The sequence below is a fragment of the Bradyrhizobium sp. HKCCYLS3070 genome (assembly GCF_051167575.1).
In the GTDB taxonomy this organism is placed as follows: Bacteria; Pseudomonadota; Alphaproteobacteria; order Rhizobiales; family Xanthobacteraceae; genus Bradyrhizobium.
In genome coordinates, this window is the sequence record NZ_JBNPTI010000010.1 from 1 (window position 1) to 16320 (window position 16320).

Annotated in this window: 14 protein-coding genes; 7 read left to right on the forward strand and 7 right to left on the reverse strand. The window is 66.6% G+C overall.

The features are described 5' to 3' along the window. Window positions 1-944: 944 nt before the first annotated feature. The 5 genes from arfB to ACQR03_RS25145 all read left to right on the forward strand — a co-directional run bounded on the left by arfB (window position 945) and on the right by ACQR03_RS25145 (window position 4503). Window positions 945-1364, forward strand: coding sequence for an alternative ribosome rescue aminoacyl-tRNA hydrolase ArfB (gene arfB / locus ACQR03_RS25125; protein WP_315716703.1), 420 nt, complete (start codon window positions 945-947; stop codon window positions 1362-1364). A gap of 221 nt (window positions 1365-1585) precedes the next feature. Continuing rightward, window positions 1586-1903, forward strand: coding sequence for a c-type cytochrome (locus ACQR03_RS25130; RefSeq protein ID WP_434841688.1), 318 nt, complete (start codon window positions 1586-1588; stop codon window positions 1901-1903). A gap of 1 nt (window position 1904) precedes the next feature. Then, window positions 1905-2300 carry a VOC family protein gene (locus ACQR03_RS25135; RefSeq protein ID WP_315753454.1) on the forward strand — a complete coding sequence of 132 codons (396 nt, stop codon included), beginning with the start codon at window positions 1905-1907 and terminating at the stop codon, window positions 2298-2300. 49 nt (window positions 2301-2349) lie between these two features. Continuing rightward, window positions 2350-2898 carry a gluconate 2-dehydrogenase subunit 3 family protein gene (locus ACQR03_RS25140; RefSeq protein WP_434841682.1) on the forward strand — a complete coding sequence of 183 codons (549 nt, stop codon included), beginning with the start codon at window positions 2350-2352 and terminating at the stop codon, window positions 2896-2898. A 36-nt stretch (window positions 2899-2934) separates the two neighbouring features. Then, a complete protein-coding gene (locus tag ACQR03_RS25145; protein ID WP_315716700.1) occupies window positions 2935-4503 on the forward strand; it encodes a GMC family oxidoreductase in 1569 nt (522 codons plus the stop codon). Between the two features lie 191 nt (window positions 4504-4694). Here ACQR03_RS25145 and ACQR03_RS25150 read toward each other — a convergent pair whose 3' ends face one another. Continuing rightward, window positions 4695-5006, reverse strand: coding sequence for a ribbon-helix-helix domain-containing protein (locus ACQR03_RS25150; protein ID WP_434841681.1), 312 nt, complete (start codon window positions 5004-5006; stop codon window positions 4695-4697). A gap of 198 nt (window positions 5007-5204) precedes the next feature. On the opposite strand from ACQR03_RS25150, the gene mutL reads away from it, so the two are divergent. Next, complete coding sequence (mutL, locus tag ACQR03_RS25155) at window positions 5205-7058, forward strand: DNA mismatch repair endonuclease MutL (RefSeq protein WP_434841680.1); 1854 nt, start codon at window positions 5205-5207, stop codon at window positions 7056-7058. A 35-nt stretch (window positions 7059-7093) separates the two neighbouring features. Here mutL and rsmD read toward each other — a convergent pair whose 3' ends face one another. Next, entirely contained in the window at window positions 7094-7648 is a 555-nt protein-coding gene (gene rsmD / locus ACQR03_RS25160; protein WP_434841679.1) for a 16S rRNA (guanine(966)-N(2))-methyltransferase RsmD, read from the reverse strand. A gap of 9 nt (window positions 7649-7657) precedes the next feature. Further along, window positions 7658-9838 carry a pseudouridine synthase gene (locus ACQR03_RS25165; protein ID WP_434841678.1) on the reverse strand — a complete coding sequence of 727 codons (2181 nt, stop codon included), beginning with the start codon at window positions 9836-9838 and terminating at the stop codon, window positions 7658-7660. Window positions 9839-9969: 131 nt separating this feature from the next. Between ACQR03_RS25165 and ACQR03_RS25170 the strand changes: the two genes are divergently transcribed. Beyond that, window positions 9970-10416: a nucleoside deaminase gene (locus ACQR03_RS25170; RefSeq protein WP_315753444.1), complete on the forward strand. Its 447-nt coding sequence runs from the start codon at window positions 9970-9972 to the stop codon at window positions 10414-10416. A gap of 21 nt (window positions 10417-10437) precedes the next feature. Here ACQR03_RS25170 and ACQR03_RS25175 read toward each other — a convergent pair whose 3' ends face one another. The 4 genes from ACQR03_RS25175 to ACQR03_RS25190 are packed head-to-tail and all read right to left on the reverse strand — an operon-like array spanning window position 10438 to window position 16221. Next, complete coding sequence (locus tag ACQR03_RS25175; protein ID WP_434841677.1) at window positions 10438-11730, reverse strand: cytochrome P450; 1293 nt, start codon at window positions 11728-11730, stop codon at window positions 10438-10440. Beyond that, window positions 11730-12449: a class I SAM-dependent methyltransferase gene (locus tag ACQR03_RS25180; RefSeq protein ID WP_434841676.1), complete on the reverse strand. Its 720-nt coding sequence runs from the start codon at window positions 12447-12449 to the stop codon at window positions 11730-11732. Before ACQR03_RS25180 ends, ACQR03_RS25175 begins: the two co-directional genes overlap by 1 nt. Next, window positions 12446-12940, reverse strand: coding sequence for a hypothetical protein (locus ACQR03_RS25185; RefSeq protein WP_315716692.1), 495 nt, complete (start codon window positions 12938-12940; stop codon window positions 12446-12448). Before ACQR03_RS25185 ends, ACQR03_RS25180 begins: the two co-directional genes overlap by 4 nt. 50 nt (window positions 12941-12990) lie before the next feature. Further along, window positions 12991-16221 (reverse strand): AAA family ATPase, encoded by a 3231-nt coding sequence (locus ACQR03_RS25190; RefSeq protein WP_434841675.1) that lies wholly within the window; start codon window positions 16219-16221, stop codon window positions 12991-12993. Window positions 16222-16320 lie beyond the last annotated feature (99 nt).

Consider the following 16320-nt stretch of genomic DNA (forward strand, 5'->3'; position numbering starts at 1 on the left):
GCTTCTAACCATCCTGAATGCCATGATGCGCGACCGAAAACCTTATGCGATCACTCCATCAACATAACAGTTGCCGGGTCGGCGCCGTCAGCCACGCTCCGCGTCGCTGACGGCTTGCCCGGGACGACAGCGGAGGACCGCGCGTCGACTTCCGATAAAAATAATCGTCTTGCTATTTTTCGGAATTCATGATTTAATCCGCCCATCCCGCCTCACTGCGGAGGGGCGTTGCGCGCGATCGTCACGACACGCGAGGCGGGGAGCGGTGGCCGCGAGAGATCGCAGCGTCTTCTCACGAGGACGCGGACGAACGATGTCTTGCGGACGTGAAGTCGCAGCGTCCTGATACCCCGAAGCTGGTGTCACGTTCGTGACGGCGCTCGCGCCGCACGGACCATGGTGGCCAACAAGCCGGCGCACCAGGGAGACTGCGTATAAGCGTGAAGCCCATCGCGCGGGGAATGCCGGGATGTCTCGGCTGAACCTGTGGTTCCTGCCGCCTGCATTTTTTTCGCAGGCGGGCCATGGGTGCGGCCAGCGCCCGGCATTCCCCGCGCCCTCTGCATGCTCGCGAGGGACGAACTGATCGCAGACCTCGGGCATCAGATGCCGCGAGAACGCGCTGACATGTCGTCGCCTGCGGCCGCTGTTTGAACCGTGAATCCGCCTCGCACACCGCTGTCGTCCCGGACAAGCTGCGACGCGCGCCAGCGCGGCGCAGATCCGGCACCCATACGCCGCAGCCGACGTGAGGCGGGAGGTGTCAGCGGCCAGCCTGCCCCAAACTGCTCCCTGGGGTTATGGATCCCGGCGTTCGCCGGGATGACAGTGGAGATTCTGGCGGCGGTCTCGGGCCGCCAACCGCGCCTCGCCATGACGCCCCGCGCACACCTCCCCTAAACCCGCTATGGTGGACGCGAAAACCTCGATTCCACTGGTGCCCCATGCTGCGGATCTCCCGCGACCTCGCCATCAACGAAGACGACATCGAGATCTCGTTCGTCCGCGCCTCCGGCCCCGGCGGCCAGAACGTCAACAAGCTGTCGACCTCGGCGCAGCTGCGCTTCGACACGACCCGGATCACCCTGCCCGAGGACGCCGCCGCACGGCTGGCGCGGCTCGCTGGACAGCGCATGACCAAGAACGGCGTCATCGTCATCCAGGCCGAACGTTTCCGCACCCAGGAGCGCAACAAGGCCGATGCGATCGAGCGTCTCGTCACGCTGTTGAAGGAGGCGATGATCCGGCCGAAGGTGCGGCGCCCGACCAAGCCGACCTTCGGCTCCAAGCAGCGCCGGCTCGAAGGCAAGAAGATCCGCAGCGACGTCAAGGCGGGACGCGGTGGGCGCCGCTTCGACGATTAGTCCGCAACGCTGACATATCCTGCGGCTGGACGAGTCCTGCGCACGCTTTGTTCCGGCCGAAACAGCCCGCTACTACCACGGCGCTCTCGCTGCGACCTAGTCTCATCAAAAATGATGAGAGAGGATCGATGTCGGGACGGCGTACGGCGCAAGAGCTGCTGCTTGTTTTAGGACTAGGATGGTGCGGCGCAGTCCTGAGCACCACGATCGCATCGGCGCAGATGGCCTTGCCGTCGCCCAAGCCTGCCGACGGCGCGACCTTGTTCAAGCAGCAATGCGGCGTCTGCCACACGCTGAGCAGCGCCGAGCCGATGCGCCAGGGGCCGCCGCTCTCGAAGGTCGTCGGCCGCCGCGTCGGCTCCGTCGAAGGCTTCCGCTATTCGGCCGGCTTCGCGAAAGCTGATTTCACCTGGGACGAGACCAAGCTCGATGCTTGGCTGACCAACCCGCAAGAGCTGATCCCCGGCGCCGTGATGGCGTATCGCCAGGCCAAGCCCGACGTGCGCGCCGCGATCATCAACTACCTGAAGGACAATTGAGATGGCCAAACCCGTGCATTCCATGATCCGCGTGCTGGACGAGGCCAAGGCGCTCGACTTCTACAAGCGCGCCTTCGGCCTGGAGATCGCCGACAATCTACGCTTCGACGGCTTCGCGCTGATCTATCTGCGCCATCCGTCGTCGCCGTTCGAGGTCGAGCTCACCGTCAACTACGACCGCAAGGAGCCGTATACGCTCGGTGACGGCTACGGCCATCTTGCTGTCGTGGTCGACGATCTCGATGCCGAGCATGCCCGTTTCGAGCGCGAGAACCTGGCACCAGGCCCGTTGCGCGATTTCAAGCACAATGGTGCGACACTCGCGCGCTTCTTCTTCGTCACCGATCCCGACGGCTACAAGATCGAGGTCATCCAGCGCGGCGGCCGCTTCGGATGAGCCGCTGACCACGAAAATACACCAAACAAAAAACCAACGGAGGATACCCATGAGAGAAGTCGATCGCCGCAACAAATACGACCGCCGCGTCTTTCTCAAGGGCGCGGCCTCGACCGTGCCGGCCGCAGCCGTGGCTTCCGCGACCGGCCTCGGCATTGCCGATGCCTGGGCGGAGGATGCCAAGGCGCTGACGCCGGCCACCCTGAAGACGCTGGTGAAGGTCGCGCGCGACATCTATCCGCACGACTTCCTCGCCGACCGCTACTACATCACCGCGGTCAAGCCGTGGGACGGCAAGGCCGCGGAGGATGCCGCCGTGAAGGCAATGATCAATGACGGCGTCGCCCGGCTCGACCAGGACGCGCGTGACCGCCACAAGGTGCCTTACGCCCAGGTGCCGTGGGAGGCCGACCGCGTCGCGCTGCTCCAGGCCATCGAGCAGACGACCTTCTTCAAGACGCTCCGCGGCGACCTCGTGGTGTCGCTCTACAATCAGAAGGAGCTCTGGCCGAAGTTCGGCTACGAGGGCTCCTCCGCCGAGCATGGCGGCTACATCAACCGTGGCTTCTCCGACATCGACTGGCTGCCGAAAGCCTGACGCCGGCGAACAACAGAAAACACGGAGGAAACCACCATGGCAAAATTCGATCAGAACGATTCGAGCGTCGTCGTCATCATCGGCTCGGGCGCCGGCGGCGGCACGCTCGGCAACGAGCTCGCGCAGAAAGGCATCAAGGTCGTCATTCTCGAAGCCGGCAATCGCTACGAGATTCCCGACTTCATCAACGACGAATGGGAGAGCTTCACCCAGCTCGCCTGGACCGACATGCGCACCACGTCCGGCACCTGGCGGGTGGCAAAGGACTTTGCCAACCTGCCGGCCTGGATCGTGAAGGCGGTCGGCGGCTCGACCGTGCACTGGGCCGGCGCCTCGCTGCGCTTCGATGAGCACGAGTTCAAGGCGCGCACCACCTATGGCGCGCTGCCCGGCGCGAGCCTGTTGGACTGGCCGGTGACGCTCGCCGAAATGGAACCGTGGTACGCCAAGGCCGAGTTCAAGATGGGCGTCACCCGCACCAACGACATTCCGGGCCTACCCGGCAACAACAATTTCAAGGTGCTCGAAGCCGGCGCCCGGAAGATCGGCTACAAGACCGTGCACACCGGCAACATGGCGATCAACTCGCAGCCGCGCGACGGCCGCGGCGCCTGCCAGCAGATCGGCTTCTGCTTCCAGGGCTGCAAGTCCGGTGCGAAATGGTCGACCCTGTACACCGAGATCCCGAAGGGCGAGGCCACCGGCAATCTCGAGGTGCGGCCCAACAGCATGGCGATCAAGATCGAGCATGACGCCTCGGGCAAGGTCACCGGCGTGGTCTATGCCGACGGTCAGGGCAAGATGCAGTTGCAGAAGGCCCGTATCGTCGCCGTCGCCGGCAACTCGATCGAGAGCCCGCGGCTTCTGCTCAACAGCGCCTCGAACATGTTCCCGGATGGACTTGCCAACTCCTCCGGCCAGGTGGGGCGCAACTACATGCGGCACATGACCGGCAGCGTCTATGCGACGTTCGAGAACCCGGTGCACATGTATCGCGGGACCACCATGGCCGGCATCGTCCGCGACGAGGCGGCGTTCAATCCGAAGCGCGGCTTCGTCGGCGGCTACGAGATGGAGACGCTCTCGCTCGGCCTGCCGTTCATGGCCGCGTTCCTCAATCCCGGCGCCTGGGGCCGCAGCTTCACGGCGGCGATGGAGACCTATCCGCGCATGGCCGGCATGTGGCTGGTCGGCGAGGACATGCCGCAGGAGACCAACCGCATCACGCTCGATCCTGTCGCCAAGGACAAGTTCGGCATGCCGGTCGCCTCAGTGCATTTCGACGATCATCCCAACGACGTCGCGATGCGCGCCCACGCCTACAAGCAGGGCTCGGCGATCTACGAGGCGGTCGGCGCCACCGTGACCTACCCGACCACGCCCTACCCCTCGACGCACAATCTCGGCACCAACCGGATGAGCGAGAAGGCCAAGGACGGCGTCGTCAACAAGTTCGGCCAGACCCACGACGTCAAGAACCTGTTCGTCTCCGACGGCAGCCAGTTCACTACGGGAGCGGCATGCAATCCGACACTCACCATCGTGGCGCTGGCGATCCGCCAGGCGGACTACATTGCTGGCGCGATGCAGAAGAAGGAGATTTGATTACGATCGGTATGGTGACGCAAAACTCTTGCGGCGATCTCGGTCAGCGCCTCCCCCGCTTGCGGGGGAGGTCGTATCGCATCGAAGATGCGATACGGGTGGGGGAACGCTGCGGCGGGACTGCCGCTGTGGCGCCCCCACCCCGCCCTCCCCCGCAAGCGGGGGAGGGAGACGCGAGACCGCCCGAGTGGCTACTCGGCCGCGTCCATGATCGCCGCCGCGGTAAATTCCGGCAGCGTCGCAGTCGCCTTTGCCCGATAGATCAGACAGGAGCAGCGCAGCAGCGACGCAAAATTCTTCACCTCGCCGTGATGGTCGAGCACCTCGGCGTACAGCGTGGTCACGAACTTGGCGAGGCCCATGCCTTCCTTGGCGGCGATCTCCTCGAGCGTGTCCCAGAACGCCATTTCGAGCCGGATCGACGTGCTATGGCCGCCGATCCGCAACGAGCGGGTCTGCGACTCATAATCGCGCTGAGGCTGGTGTGCGAACAGATGGCACATGGGCTTCCTCCGGCTGATCGTTATTTTTGCGAAACGATATACTGGCCCCGCCCGCCTCACAATCCCGTTGGAGAAGGTTGCTTTTCTCTGCCGCAGCGCATGAAAAAAGCTATTCTCACCCCACATTTGCAACGTGACCGCCGCAGCGCCGCGCGCCTTCAATATCCAAGCCAGCCAGCTTTCAAGTTCGTTCGCACCATGCCCGTCCGCCAGCTTCCCGAACAGATCGTCAACCGCATCGCCGCCGGCGAGGTGGTTGAGCGGCCGGCGAGCGTCGTCAAGGAGCTGGTCGAGAACGCGATCGATGCCGGCGCGAGCCGCATCGACATCTTCACCGACGGTGGCGGCCGGCGAAAGATCGCGATCACCGACGACGGTGGCGGCATGACGGCGGCCGATCTTGCGCTCGCGGTCGAGCGCCACGCGACATCGAAGCTCGACGACGAGGACCTGCTGCAGATCCGCACCCTCGGGTTCCGCGGCGAGGCGCTGCCCTCGATCGGCTCGGTGGCGCGGCTGTCGATCACGACGCGGCACAGGAGCGAGCCGCATGCCTGGGCGCTCGCGGTCGATTGCGGCGACAAGTCGCCGATCGTGCCGGCCGCGCTGAACCAGGGCACCCGCGTCGAGGTCGCCGATCTCTTCCACGCCACGCCGGCCCGGCTGAAGTTCCTCAAGACCGACCGCACCGAGGCCGAGGCGATCCGCGAGGTGGTGCGGCGGCTGGCGATGGCGCGGCCCGACATCGCCTTCACGCTCGCCGGCGAGGAGCGCGCGCCGGTGACCTGGGCCGCCGCGCTGCCCGGCGCGCCGGGCCAGCTGACGCGGCTCGGCGACATCCTCGGCGCCGACTTCCGCAGCCATGCGATCGCCGTGCGCAGCGAGCGCGATCATGTCGTGGTCGAAGGCTTCGCAGCGGCCCCGGCGCTGACGCGCGCCAATGCGCTTGGGCAGTATCTGTTCGTCAACGGCCGCCCGGTGCGCGACAAGCTGATCCTCGGCGCCGTGCGCGCAGCCTACGCCGACTATCTGCCGCGCGACCGCCATCCTGTCGTGGCGCTGTTCGTCACACTCGATCCGCGCGAGGTCGACGCCAACGTGCATCCGGCCAAGACCGAGGTGCGCTTTCGCAATGCCGGCCTGGTGCGCGCGCTGATCATCCACGCGTTGAAGGAAGGTCTCGCCCGCGAAGGCCGCCGCACCGCGGCCAATGACGGCGGCGCGACCATCGCCGCGTTCCGCCCGGCCTTCGCGCCACCGCGGCCCAACGTCGGTCCGATGAATTGGGACTGGCAGCGCTCGCCGTCGGCGCCGGTGATGCCGCATTTCGGCGGCTCCGTCCCTGCGGCGGCGCCCTCACCAGATCTCGGGTCGTTCGGGCTTGCGGAATCCTCTCAAGCGGCCTTCGACGTCGGCACGCCCCGCGCCGATCTTCGTCTGCACGAGCAGCCGGCCGCGCCCGACCTGCTCGACCGTCCGCTCGGCGCTGCGCGCACCCAGATCCACGACACCTACATCGTGGCGCAGACCCGCGACGGCCTCGTCATCGTCGACCAGCACGCCGCCCATGAGCGCATCGTCTATGAGCGGCTCAAGGCCTCGCTCGCGGCGCATGGTGTGCAGCGGCAGATCCTGCTGATCCCGGACATCGTCGAGCTCGATGAAGCCACCGTCGAGACGCTGCTCGCGCGGACTGATGAGCTTGCCTCATTCGGCCTCGCGATCGAATCGTTCGGTCCCGGCGCGGTCGCGGTGCGCGAGACGCCGTCGCTGCTCGGCAAGATCGATGCGGCGGGGCTGCTGCGCGATCTCGCCGAGCACATGGAGGAATGGGGCGAGGCGCTGCCGCTGGAGCGCCGCCTGATGCACGTCGCCGCTACCATGGCCTGCCACGGCTCGGTGCGCGCCGGCCGCCGCCTCAAGCCGGAAGAGATGAATGCGTTGCTGCGCGAGATGGAGAACACGCCCAACTCCGGCCAGTGCAATCACGGCCGCCCGACCTATGTCGAGCTCAAGCTGGCGGATGTCGAGAAGCTGTTCGGGAGGAGATAGCGCCGACGCCCTCCGCAACGAGCCATTCGCAAGGATCAAGAGCCACGCAAGAACGCGAACTCCGTGTCGTCATAGGCGCGACGCTCGAGCTCTTCGAACCCCTCGGGCGCCTTGAACGCGGCGGCCTTGGACTCTTCCACCACGAGCAGCGCCGATGGCACCAGCCAGCCGCCGTCGCGCAACGAGGCCAACGCCTTCTCGGCCAGACCCTTGCCATAGGGCGGATCGAGAAACACCAGCGAGAACGGCTCGACCGGGCGCGCCGGACCGAGATTGGTGGCATCGCGGCGGTAGACCTTGGTGACACCGCCGAGGCCGAGCGCCTCGACATTGTTGCGCAGCAGCGCCCTTGCCTCGGCGCCGTTGTCGACGAACAGCGTGAACGCCGCGCCGCGCGAGACAGCCTCGATGCCGAGCGCACCGGTGCCGGCAAACAGATCGAGCACGCGTGCGCCCTCGATCGGATCCTCGTAGGCGTGCACGAGGATGTTGAACAGCGCCTCGCGCAGCCGGTCCTGCGTCGGCCGTATGTCGCGCGAGGCGGGCGAGGCGATGTTGCGGCCCTTCAGCCGTCCACCGACGACACGCATCGCACCACCCTACTCGTCCTGCGGCGTGATATCGCGCTTGCCGTGATAGCCGCGCTTCGGCCGCCGCGGCGGCCCGGGAAAGCGCGCCTCGGCCTCGTGGCGCTCGCGTGCCTCTTCGCTGCCTGTGCGCTGGACCAGCACGCGCCGGCCCTTGCGGTCGGCAACCACCTCGCGCTTCGGCTTGGGCTTCGGATCCGGCAACGGCTCGCGATTACCCTTGCCGGCCGGACCGAGATCGGCGCCCGACTGCGCGATGACCTTCTCGCCGAGCTGCTCGCGCAGCACCCGCGTCTTAACCTCCTGCACCTCGCCCTCGGGCAGCTCCAGGAGCTGGAACGGACCGTAGGAGACGCGGATCAGGCGGTTCACCTCGAGGCCGAGATGGGCGAGCACGTTGCGCACCTCGCGGTTCTTCCCTTCGCGGATCGCAACGACCAGCCAGACATTGGCGCCCTGGTCGCGCTCCAGCGTCGCTTCGATCGGGCCGTATTTCACGCCGTCGACCTCGACGCCTGCAGCGAGCTGGTCGAGCTGCGCCTGCGTAATCTCGCCATGGGCGCGGACACGATAGCGGCGTGTCCAGCCGGTGTCCGGCAGTTCGAGCACGCGCGCCAGCCCGCCGTCATTGGTGAGCAGCAGCAGCCCCTCGGTATTGAAATCGAGCCGGCCGATCGAGATCAGGCGCGGCAGCCCTTCCGGCAGATTGTCGAACACGGTCGGGCGCCCCTCGGGGTCGCTGTGCGTCGTCATCAGCCCGCGCGGCTTGTGGTACAAAAACAGCCGTGTGCGCTCACGCTCCGGCAACGGCGCGCCGTCGACCTGGATCACGTCGTTCTCGGTGACGTCGAGCGCCGGCGAGTTGATGATGCGGCCGTTCACGGTGACGCGGCCCTGCGTCACCATCTCCTCGGCATCACGGCGCGAGGCGAGGCCAGCACGCGCCAGCACCTTGGCGATGCGCTCGCCAGCCTTGCCGGGCTTCGGCGCCTCGTCGGGCACGACGCGCTTGGTGCGCTTGTCGGTCTCGGGCTTGCGCTCGCGATACGGACCGCGGCCGCCGAACGCCGGGCGCTTGGCGAAGACCCGGCTCTCGTCCTCATTGTCGCGGCGCGGCCGGTCGGCGAAATCACCACCCCGACCTTCGCCACGCGGATGCTCCTGCCACTCGCTGCGGCCTTCGGGGCGTTGACGCGGGCGATCGAACTTGCGGTCGTCGCCGCGATCGCGCGGCCGGTCGAATTTCGGACGGTCGGATGTGGGCCGGTCGAACTTGGAACGGTCCCCGCGCGGCCGATCGGAGGCAGAACGGTCGAACTTCGGACGATCGAATTTGGGGCGATCCTCGCGTGGGCGATCGGACTTGGGACGGTCGAACTTGGGACGGTCGAAGCTGCGCGCACCATCGCGGGGCGGGCGGGCGCTGCGCTCCGGACGATCGCCGCCCTCACGCTTCTGCCAGGGCTTGGACTCGCCGCGGGCCGGACGGTCGCCGAATTCCTTGCGCGGACCGCGCGGGCCGGCGCCGAATTTGCGCTCGCCGCGATCACCGTCGGCGCCGCGGGAAAATGTCTTCTCGCCCCCAAACTTCCGCTCCGGCCGATCGCCACGCGGCGGCCGGTCACCGAAGCTGCGCTCGGCGCGCGGACGGTCGCCGCGATCGCGGGCGCCCCCGCTGCGCGGCGTATAGGGGCGCTTCTCACCGTCACGCTCGCGTGGCGCGTAGGGCTTGCGTTCGCCGAACTTGCGCTCGGAGGATCGCGCCGCCGGACGGGCCTCGTCGCGATCGGTGCGCGGCGTGTAGGGACGCTTGCCGCCGCCACCCGCGTCGCGGTCGAATTTCGGCCGGTCGCCGCGCGGCTGGAAGGCGCGCTTCTCGCCGTCCTCGCCCCGCGGCGGACGCGCGGCAAACGGACGGTCGCCGCGCGGACGCTCATCGCGGTTGAAGCGCGGCTTTTCGCCAAAGGATTTGCGCGGCGCATCGCCGTCGTCGCGGCGGCGCGGCGCACGGCCCTCGTCGAACGAGCGCTTGCCCTTGGCCCCCGCCGCCTTGTCGCCGAAGCCGCGTTTGCCGAACTTCTTCTCCGGGCCGCGCGCGGCGCCCGAGCGTCCCTTCGCCCCTTCGGACCGCCCCCGCGGGGCGGCGCCGCGGCGGCCGCGGGAATCGTTGTCTTTGTCGGTGTCGCGGGGCATGAAGGTCTCACTTTGAGGTGCGGGACATCGCGTGGTACGCGCGCTCTGAGCAGCGCCTGTCACGCGGGAAATCGAGGTCCGGTTTTGCTGAAGGGCGATGCAGTACCAGACTTATCCGGGCATTACGAGCCATGAACGCTCCTTCTTTCATGGATCTGGCGCTGAAAGCGGCCGAATCGGCCGCAATTTCCGGTGAGGTGCCGATCGGCTGCGTCGTGGTGCGGGACAATGTGGTCATCGCCACCGCCGCCAACCGTACGCTGACCGACCGCGACCCCACCGCCCATGCCGAGGTCCTGGCGCTGCGCCAGGCCGCGCAGGCGATCGGCAGCGAGCGGCTGGTCGATTGCGACCTCTACGTCACGCTGGAACCGTGCACGATGTGCGCCGGCGCCATCTCCTTCGCCCGCATCCGCCGGCTGTATTATGGGGCCGCCGATCCCAAGGGCGGCGCCGTCGAATCCGGCGTCCGCTTCTTCGCCTCACCGACCTGTCACCACGCGCCGGAGGTCTATTCGGCCGTCGGCGAGCAGCAGGCGTCCCAGATGCTGAAGGAGTTCTTCAAGGCGCGGCGCTGACGAGACCTCGCCCCGGCCGCATCATTCGCGAAAGCGGATGTGGATGGGAAGGCCGCTGACCCCGCTCATGAACGGCGACTCGACCCGGCGCACCCGTCCGGCGAGCGCGATATGCGACGTACGACGGAGCAGCTCCGCGAACATCGCGCGCATCTGCATCCGCGCCAGCTGCAGCCCCATGCAGACATGCGGGCCGCGGCCGAAGGCGATATGCGGATTCGGACTGCGATCGATCCGGAACGTGCCGGCGTCGTCGAACATGGCTTCGTCGCGGTTGCCGGAATGGAAGAACAAGGCCAGCGCCTCGCCCTCGCGAATGACCTGGCCGGCGACCTCGGTGTCGCCGACTGCCGTCCGCATGAAATGGCGCACCGGCGTGGTCCAGCGCAGCATCTCCTCGATCGCCGGATCGAGCAGCTCCGGCTCGGCGCGCAACCGCTCGAGCTGGCCCGGGTCCGCGAGCAGCGCCTCGAGCCCGCCGGCCAAAGCGAGCGAGGTGGTGTCGTGGCCGGCCGTAACCAGCAGGATGAAATAGGAGATCAGCTCGTAATGCGGCATTGCGGCGCCATGCGGCGCGCTCTCCGCGATGAGGCTGGCGAGATCGTCGCGCGGGCTGGCGCGGCGGTCGGCGACCACGGCTTCGAAGTAGTCGCGCAGCGCCAGCATGGCCATGCGCATGGTGTCGCCGGGCGCCTCGGCAAAACGCCGCTGCGGATCCTCGGCGGCCACGAACGCCTGGGCGAGCCGGGCAAGCCGTGCGTCATCGGCTTCGGGCGTGCCCAGCATGCGACCGATGACGCGGAAGGTGAAAGGCAGCGCGACGTCGCGTGCGAAATCGCAAGCATCACCACGCGCAGCAACCCGGTCGAGGATCTCGGCGGCCCATTGCGTCAGCCAGCTCTCCATCGCGCGCAGAGCCGGCGGCGCGAAGGCGCCCTGGATGACCGCGCGATAGGCAGCGTGATCCGGGGCATCCATCTCGGTGAGGCTGCGGACGGCCTGCGGCTTGCCGGTGACCCGCTGCAGCACGGCCTCCGAGGCTTCGCTGGCAAGATAGGTGCGGGGTCCCGCAGCGAAATCCCTGCTCCGCGTCTCGATCGCGACGATGTCGGCGTAGCGCGTGACGGCCCAGAACGGACGCACGCCCGGGCGCTCGACCCAGTGCAGCGGCGCATGCTGGCGCAGCAGTGCGCAGGCCCGTTCAAGCCGCAAGGGGCTGGCGTGACCTTTCGAGGAGATCAGCACATCCACCGCGCGCGCGATCGCGGCAGCGTGTCCACCGGGCTTGGATGAGAGCAACGGAGCTGCGGACATCAGTGCGACGGATCGCCGTCCGAGACGGCCGCCTCGGGTCTGCGGCGCACCAGCAGGGTGAACTCCTTCATGCCGTAACCGCCGATGACCTCGACCGGCGCGGCAAACTCGCGCTCACAATGGGCCACCCAGATCTCGGGCGTGGTCCGGTACAGCCGCGCCGTCGCGGCATCGGAGGCCTCGTCGTCATCGTCACCGTGGGCCCGCATGAAGTTGACGCCGAAGCCGCGGCGGCTGGTGGCGAACATCTGCCGCAACAGGCCCTTGATGTAACTCTCCCAGGCCTGGCGCGGATAGCCGACATTGACGTTCATGATGCCGGACGCGACCGAGTAGTCGGCGATGCGCGGGCTCTCCGCGGCAACGACGAAACGCCGCTGCGGGCCAGCAAAGCGCCGACGGGCGCGGCTGATCATGGCGCGCGACAGATCGATGCCGAGATAGTCGATCTCGCAGGTCGGATAGCGCGCAGCCAGAAAGGGCACCAGCGCGCCATAGCCACAGCCGATGTCGTTGAGGCTGAACGGCGCCGACGCATCGCACAGCTTCATCAGCTGCACGAAGCGCAGGCCCTGCGTCGCCTCGCATGACCAGTCGACGCCCCGCGGCGTCGCGCCATGACGCGCGACGCATGCGGTGTAGTAGGCATCGACGTCGGAGCAAATGGCCTGAATAGAAGGAGCCTTTTGTCCGGCGCCGTCGCCTGCGGTCAGGCTCATTTCTTGCCGCGCTTCTGAACACGCCTAGTGCGAGCAACTTCCGCCAGATTCTGACGCGCCTCTCGTCCGGGAGTGGTCGGGATCGAAACGATCACATGCGTTTCGAGCGAGAACACGACCGGACGGCCTTGCGTAACCGTCACCCGAGGATCGTCCGCTGCCGAATGGCAGACAATCGAAACAGGAAGCGGCTTCTCGGATTCCAGGTCGTCCTTGAACGCCCGGATGACACGGTCGTGACCATTCACACCATCTAGATCGGAGGGATAGGTCCTGAGGTGTTCCAAGAAACGGTACCACCGGCGACGCTCAGTCCAATCCTGCGGCACGATCCCCAGCAAAGCGAACGATTGCTGCAAGCCATGCTGCAATGAAAAAACTCCAAACTCGCGCTGCAGCTCGACCATTTCCGGCAAAGCTTCAGCCTCGAAACGCCTATTCAACTGCACGAGAATATCGAGCGTCGTACTGTCTTTAATCATCATCCCCATGTGCCCAGCCTCCTAATAATGCTTCATGGAAAGCGGGCATACTGCACGGGTCATCTAGTACCTTCAAGGGAGGATCGGCACGCTATCAACATGGGTTTGTAGACCTCGGCACCCGAGACTTCCAGCAGGCGCTCGGCGTCGAGCAGCGATCCGACAGCTTCTGCGTCGTTCCGAAAATCGGAGTCGGACGAACTGATCAAACATCGCAGCAGCACCGCGTGGAGTTCACCGATCCTATCCGTCCTGCGTCGGGCGATGACGCTGGCTTCCTCAGCAACGTCGAGTGCACCACGGAGGTCTCCTGCGCGATAAAGGACGTCAGCCAGATCGCTCATCATGCGCGCTTCGAACTCGAGGCCTGCCCTGGCGCGCCTCGAGTACTCGATCGCTTCCCTGAGATCATACGCGGCGTGAGTGAAATCGCCTGCAGCCGCCCGAGCAAGACCAGCCCCTGCCAACGCCTGCACCCGAATGTACGGCATGCCCGACGCTTCAGCGATCTGAAGCAGCTCGGCCGAGTGCAGAGCCGCGGCCTCAGCACGACCTTGCCATCGAGCAAATTCAACAGCGGCAAAGTGCGGGATAAAACGGACCACCGGAGCCAACTGTTCGGGAGGGGTATTCAACAATTCGAAAAGCTGAATTTCGAGCTCAGCGAAACAGCCGAGCTGGACCAGGATTCGCGTCCTGAGGCACTTGATCCAATATTCAACATCGAATCCCAGGATCTGATTTGGCGTCAGCCCCAGAGTCACACTACTGTCAAAACCACCTTGGTTAGCGATCGTCGCGTGCGCCGTGTTCGCCGCTGCTAGCGCGTCTCGTGCTCTCCCCGACAGCAGAAGCGCCTGCGCCAGCATGGCGTTGACGGTCGCATAGCGGCCGACATCGCCCTCCTCCGAGGTCAGCTTGACCGCATTCTGCACGAGGTTGACGTAGTCGTCGGCTGCGCCGGTCGAGGCGAGGACGCGGCCGTAAGCGCCGAGCAGGATCGGCTCGTGCATCTTATCCGAGGAGCGCGCATAGCGCAGCGCCTCCTCGGCGAAAGGCCTCACCTCCTCGGCTGAGATGCCCTCCCGCCATCCGCAATTGAGGATCTGGCCGCTGGCAAGCGCCCTGAGGCGATCGACGTGCTCGGATGGCGGCACCGTCTGCAGCATGGAGCGGATCTTTTTCCAAAGCCGCAGTGCCTCGGCCGTATTGGTGCGGCCGATCCAGCGCGCCGCGCGCTGCAGATGCTCGACGGCCTGCATGGTCTGGCCGGCGAATTCGTAATGCGAGGCGATCAGGGCGGCGAACTCGTCCTGCGTGCCCCAATCCAGCGCCTCGATCGCCTTGGCCACGGCCACGTGCACACTGCTCAGGCGCGAGCGCAGCTGCATGGCATAGGCCACCTCCTGGATCAGCGGATGGCGGAAGGCGAGCACGCCCATGTCGAACGGCGGCAGATCATAGAGAAGGTCGGCATGCCTCAGTTGTGCGAGCGCGTCGAACAGGTCCGCCTCGCTGAGCCCGACGACCGGCTTGAGCACGGCGAGCGCGACCGAGCGGCCGATCACAGCCGCTGTTTCCAGGACGCTCTTGGCGGTCTCGCTCAGACGGTCGATGCGGGCCGCTACCACGGCATGCACCGTCGGCGGCAGCGGAATCGGGCCGATCCCGCCCTTCAGCCGATAGGCGCCGCGCTCACCCTCGAACCCGCCGCTCTCGGAGACCGCGCTCGCCAGCTCCTCGAGGAAGAAGGGATTGCCCTGCGCGCGCTCGATGATGTCGCCGACCAGCGCCTCGAGCGATGCGTCGTCGCCGAAGACGCCGCGCAGCAGTTTGCGCGCCTCGGCGGATGCGAGCGGCACGATGTACAGCTCGTGAAACGGAGCCCGCTGCATGAAGGACGCGGCAAAACCAGGCCTGTAGTTCACGACCAGCAGCGTCTTGGTGCCGATCGAGGCCTCCGCGAGCGCCTCGACGAACTCCTCGCTGGCCTCGTCGAGCCAATGCAGGTCCTCGATCATGATCACCACGGCGCCATCCGCCGGCGCCGAGCGGAACAACGTCTTGAACACGTTGAGGAGACGCGTCTTGAACACGCCCGGATCGAGCCGAAGCGCAGGACGAGACGGATCGGCAAGGCTCATGAAGTCCAGCAGCAGCACCAGCGCCGTATCGGGAATGCCGAGGGCCTCGAGTCTGTCGACCACGCGCTGTCGCGACACCTCGACGGGCTCCTTCGCCCGGATGCCGAAGAAGTCGCGCAACAATTCGAGCACCGGCTGGAACGGGGTGGCGCGGCCATGTGCCAGCACGCGCGCCTCGTAGACGCGAATGCCCTGGCGGCGACAGTGCTCGGCGAACTCGAAGCACAGCCGGCTCTTGCCGATGCCGGCCTCGCCGACGATGCCGACCACAGCGCCACGCGCCGCCAGGACGTCGTCGAGCTCGCGTTCGAGCACCGCAAGCTGAGCGTTGCGCCCGATCAGCGGCAACAGGCGTTGGCCGCTGCGGAAGACGTCGCTCGCCGGCGCGTTCAGGCGGCCGATCAGCTTGTAGATCGACACCGGCGAGGCAATGCCGCGCAGCGTGCGGGTGCCGAGCGGCTCGGCTTCGACGAACTGCCTGGCGCCGGTGTAGGTCTCCTTGCTGATGAGGATGGTCCCTGGCTCGGCCATGTGCTCCAGACGATTGGCCAGATGCACGTTGGCGCCGGCCGCATCGTAGGTCTGGTACATGCTGTTCTCGACGACCTGGACGATCACCTCGCCGGTGTGCAGTCCGACGCGGACCTGCAGATGCGGATCCGCCAGGCGGGCGATCGAGTCCTGCATCGCGAGCGCGCCGAGACAGCCGCGCACGGCGTGATCCTCGTGCGGCACCGGCGCGCCGAACAGGGCCATGACGCCGTCGCCCTGTGTCTTGTTGACGACGCCGTCATAGCGGTGGACGGCCTCTTTCATGAGGTTGAGGACCGGATCGAGCCGTTGCATCGCGAGTTCGGGATCGCCGAGACTATCGATCAGCTGGGTCGAGTCACGAATGTCGGCAAACAGGATGGTGAGTCGCTTGCGCTCACCGCCCTTGCTGCTCAGGGTCCGTAGCACCCGCTGGGCGTTCTGATCCGGCTGAGCCAGCCGGCCCGGCAACGGCGCGCCGCATTGGCCGCAGAAGCGATTCGACGGGCTGTTGGTCTGGTTGCACGCCTCACATCTGAGGCTGAGCGGCTCGCCGCACCGGTCGCACGAGGCTCTCCCGGGCTGATTCTGCCTGCCGCACCGCGCGCATTCCATGGCCCCTCCGTTCCACGGCGGAACTGATTCATCCCATCACGGCATGAGTCTATGGAACTGCCACAATTCTCGCGGGAAAAATAGCCTTGCGGGGCCGAG

Coding starts and splice junctions, on each gene's coding strand:
- ACQR03_RS25180 (WP_434841676.1), bottom strand. CDS start 12,449: ATGAGCCTGACCGCAGGCGACGGCGCCGGACAAAAGGCTCCTTCTATT.
- arfB (WP_315716703.1), top strand. CDS start 945: ATGCTGCGGATCTCCCGCGACCTCGCCATCAACGAAGACGACATCGAG.
- ACQR03_RS25135 (WP_315753454.1), top strand. CDS start 1,905: ATGGCCAAACCCGTGCATTCCATGATCCGCGTGCTGGACGAGGCCAAG.
- ACQR03_RS25165 (WP_434841678.1), bottom strand. CDS start 9,838: ATGCCCCGCGACACCGACAAAGACAACGATTCCCGCGGCCGCCGCGGC.
- ACQR03_RS25130 (WP_434841688.1), top strand. CDS start 1,586: ATGGCCTTGCCGTCGCCCAAGCCTGCCGACGGCGCGACCTTGTTCAAG.
- ACQR03_RS25140 (WP_434841682.1), top strand. CDS start 2,350: ATGAGAGAAGTCGATCGCCGCAACAAATACGACCGCCGCGTCTTTCTC.
- ACQR03_RS25150 (WP_434841681.1), bottom strand. CDS start 5,006: ATGTGCCATCTGTTCGCACACCAGCCTCAGCGCGATTATGAGTCGCAG.
- rsmD (WP_434841679.1), bottom strand. CDS start 7,648: ATGCGTGTCGTCGGTGGACGGCTGAAGGGCCGCAACATCGCCTCGCCC.
- ACQR03_RS25175 (WP_434841677.1), bottom strand. CDS start 11,730: ATGTCCGCAGCTCCGTTGCTCTCATCCAAGCCCGGTGGACACGCTGCC.
- ACQR03_RS25190 (WP_434841675.1), bottom strand. CDS start 16,221: ATGGAATGCGCGCGGTGCGGCAGGCAGAATCAGCCCGGGAGAGCCTCG.
- ACQR03_RS25170 (WP_315753444.1), top strand. CDS start 9,970: ATGAACGCTCCTTCTTTCATGGATCTGGCGCTGAAAGCGGCCGAATCG.
- mutL (WP_434841680.1), top strand. CDS start 5,205: ATGCCCGTCCGCCAGCTTCCCGAACAGATCGTCAACCGCATCGCCGCC.
- ACQR03_RS25185 (WP_315716692.1), bottom strand. CDS start 12,940: ATGGGGATGATGATTAAAGACAGTACGACGCTCGATATTCTCGTGCAG.
- ACQR03_RS25145 (WP_315716700.1), top strand. CDS start 2,935: ATGGCAAAATTCGATCAGAACGATTCGAGCGTCGTCGTCATCATCGGC.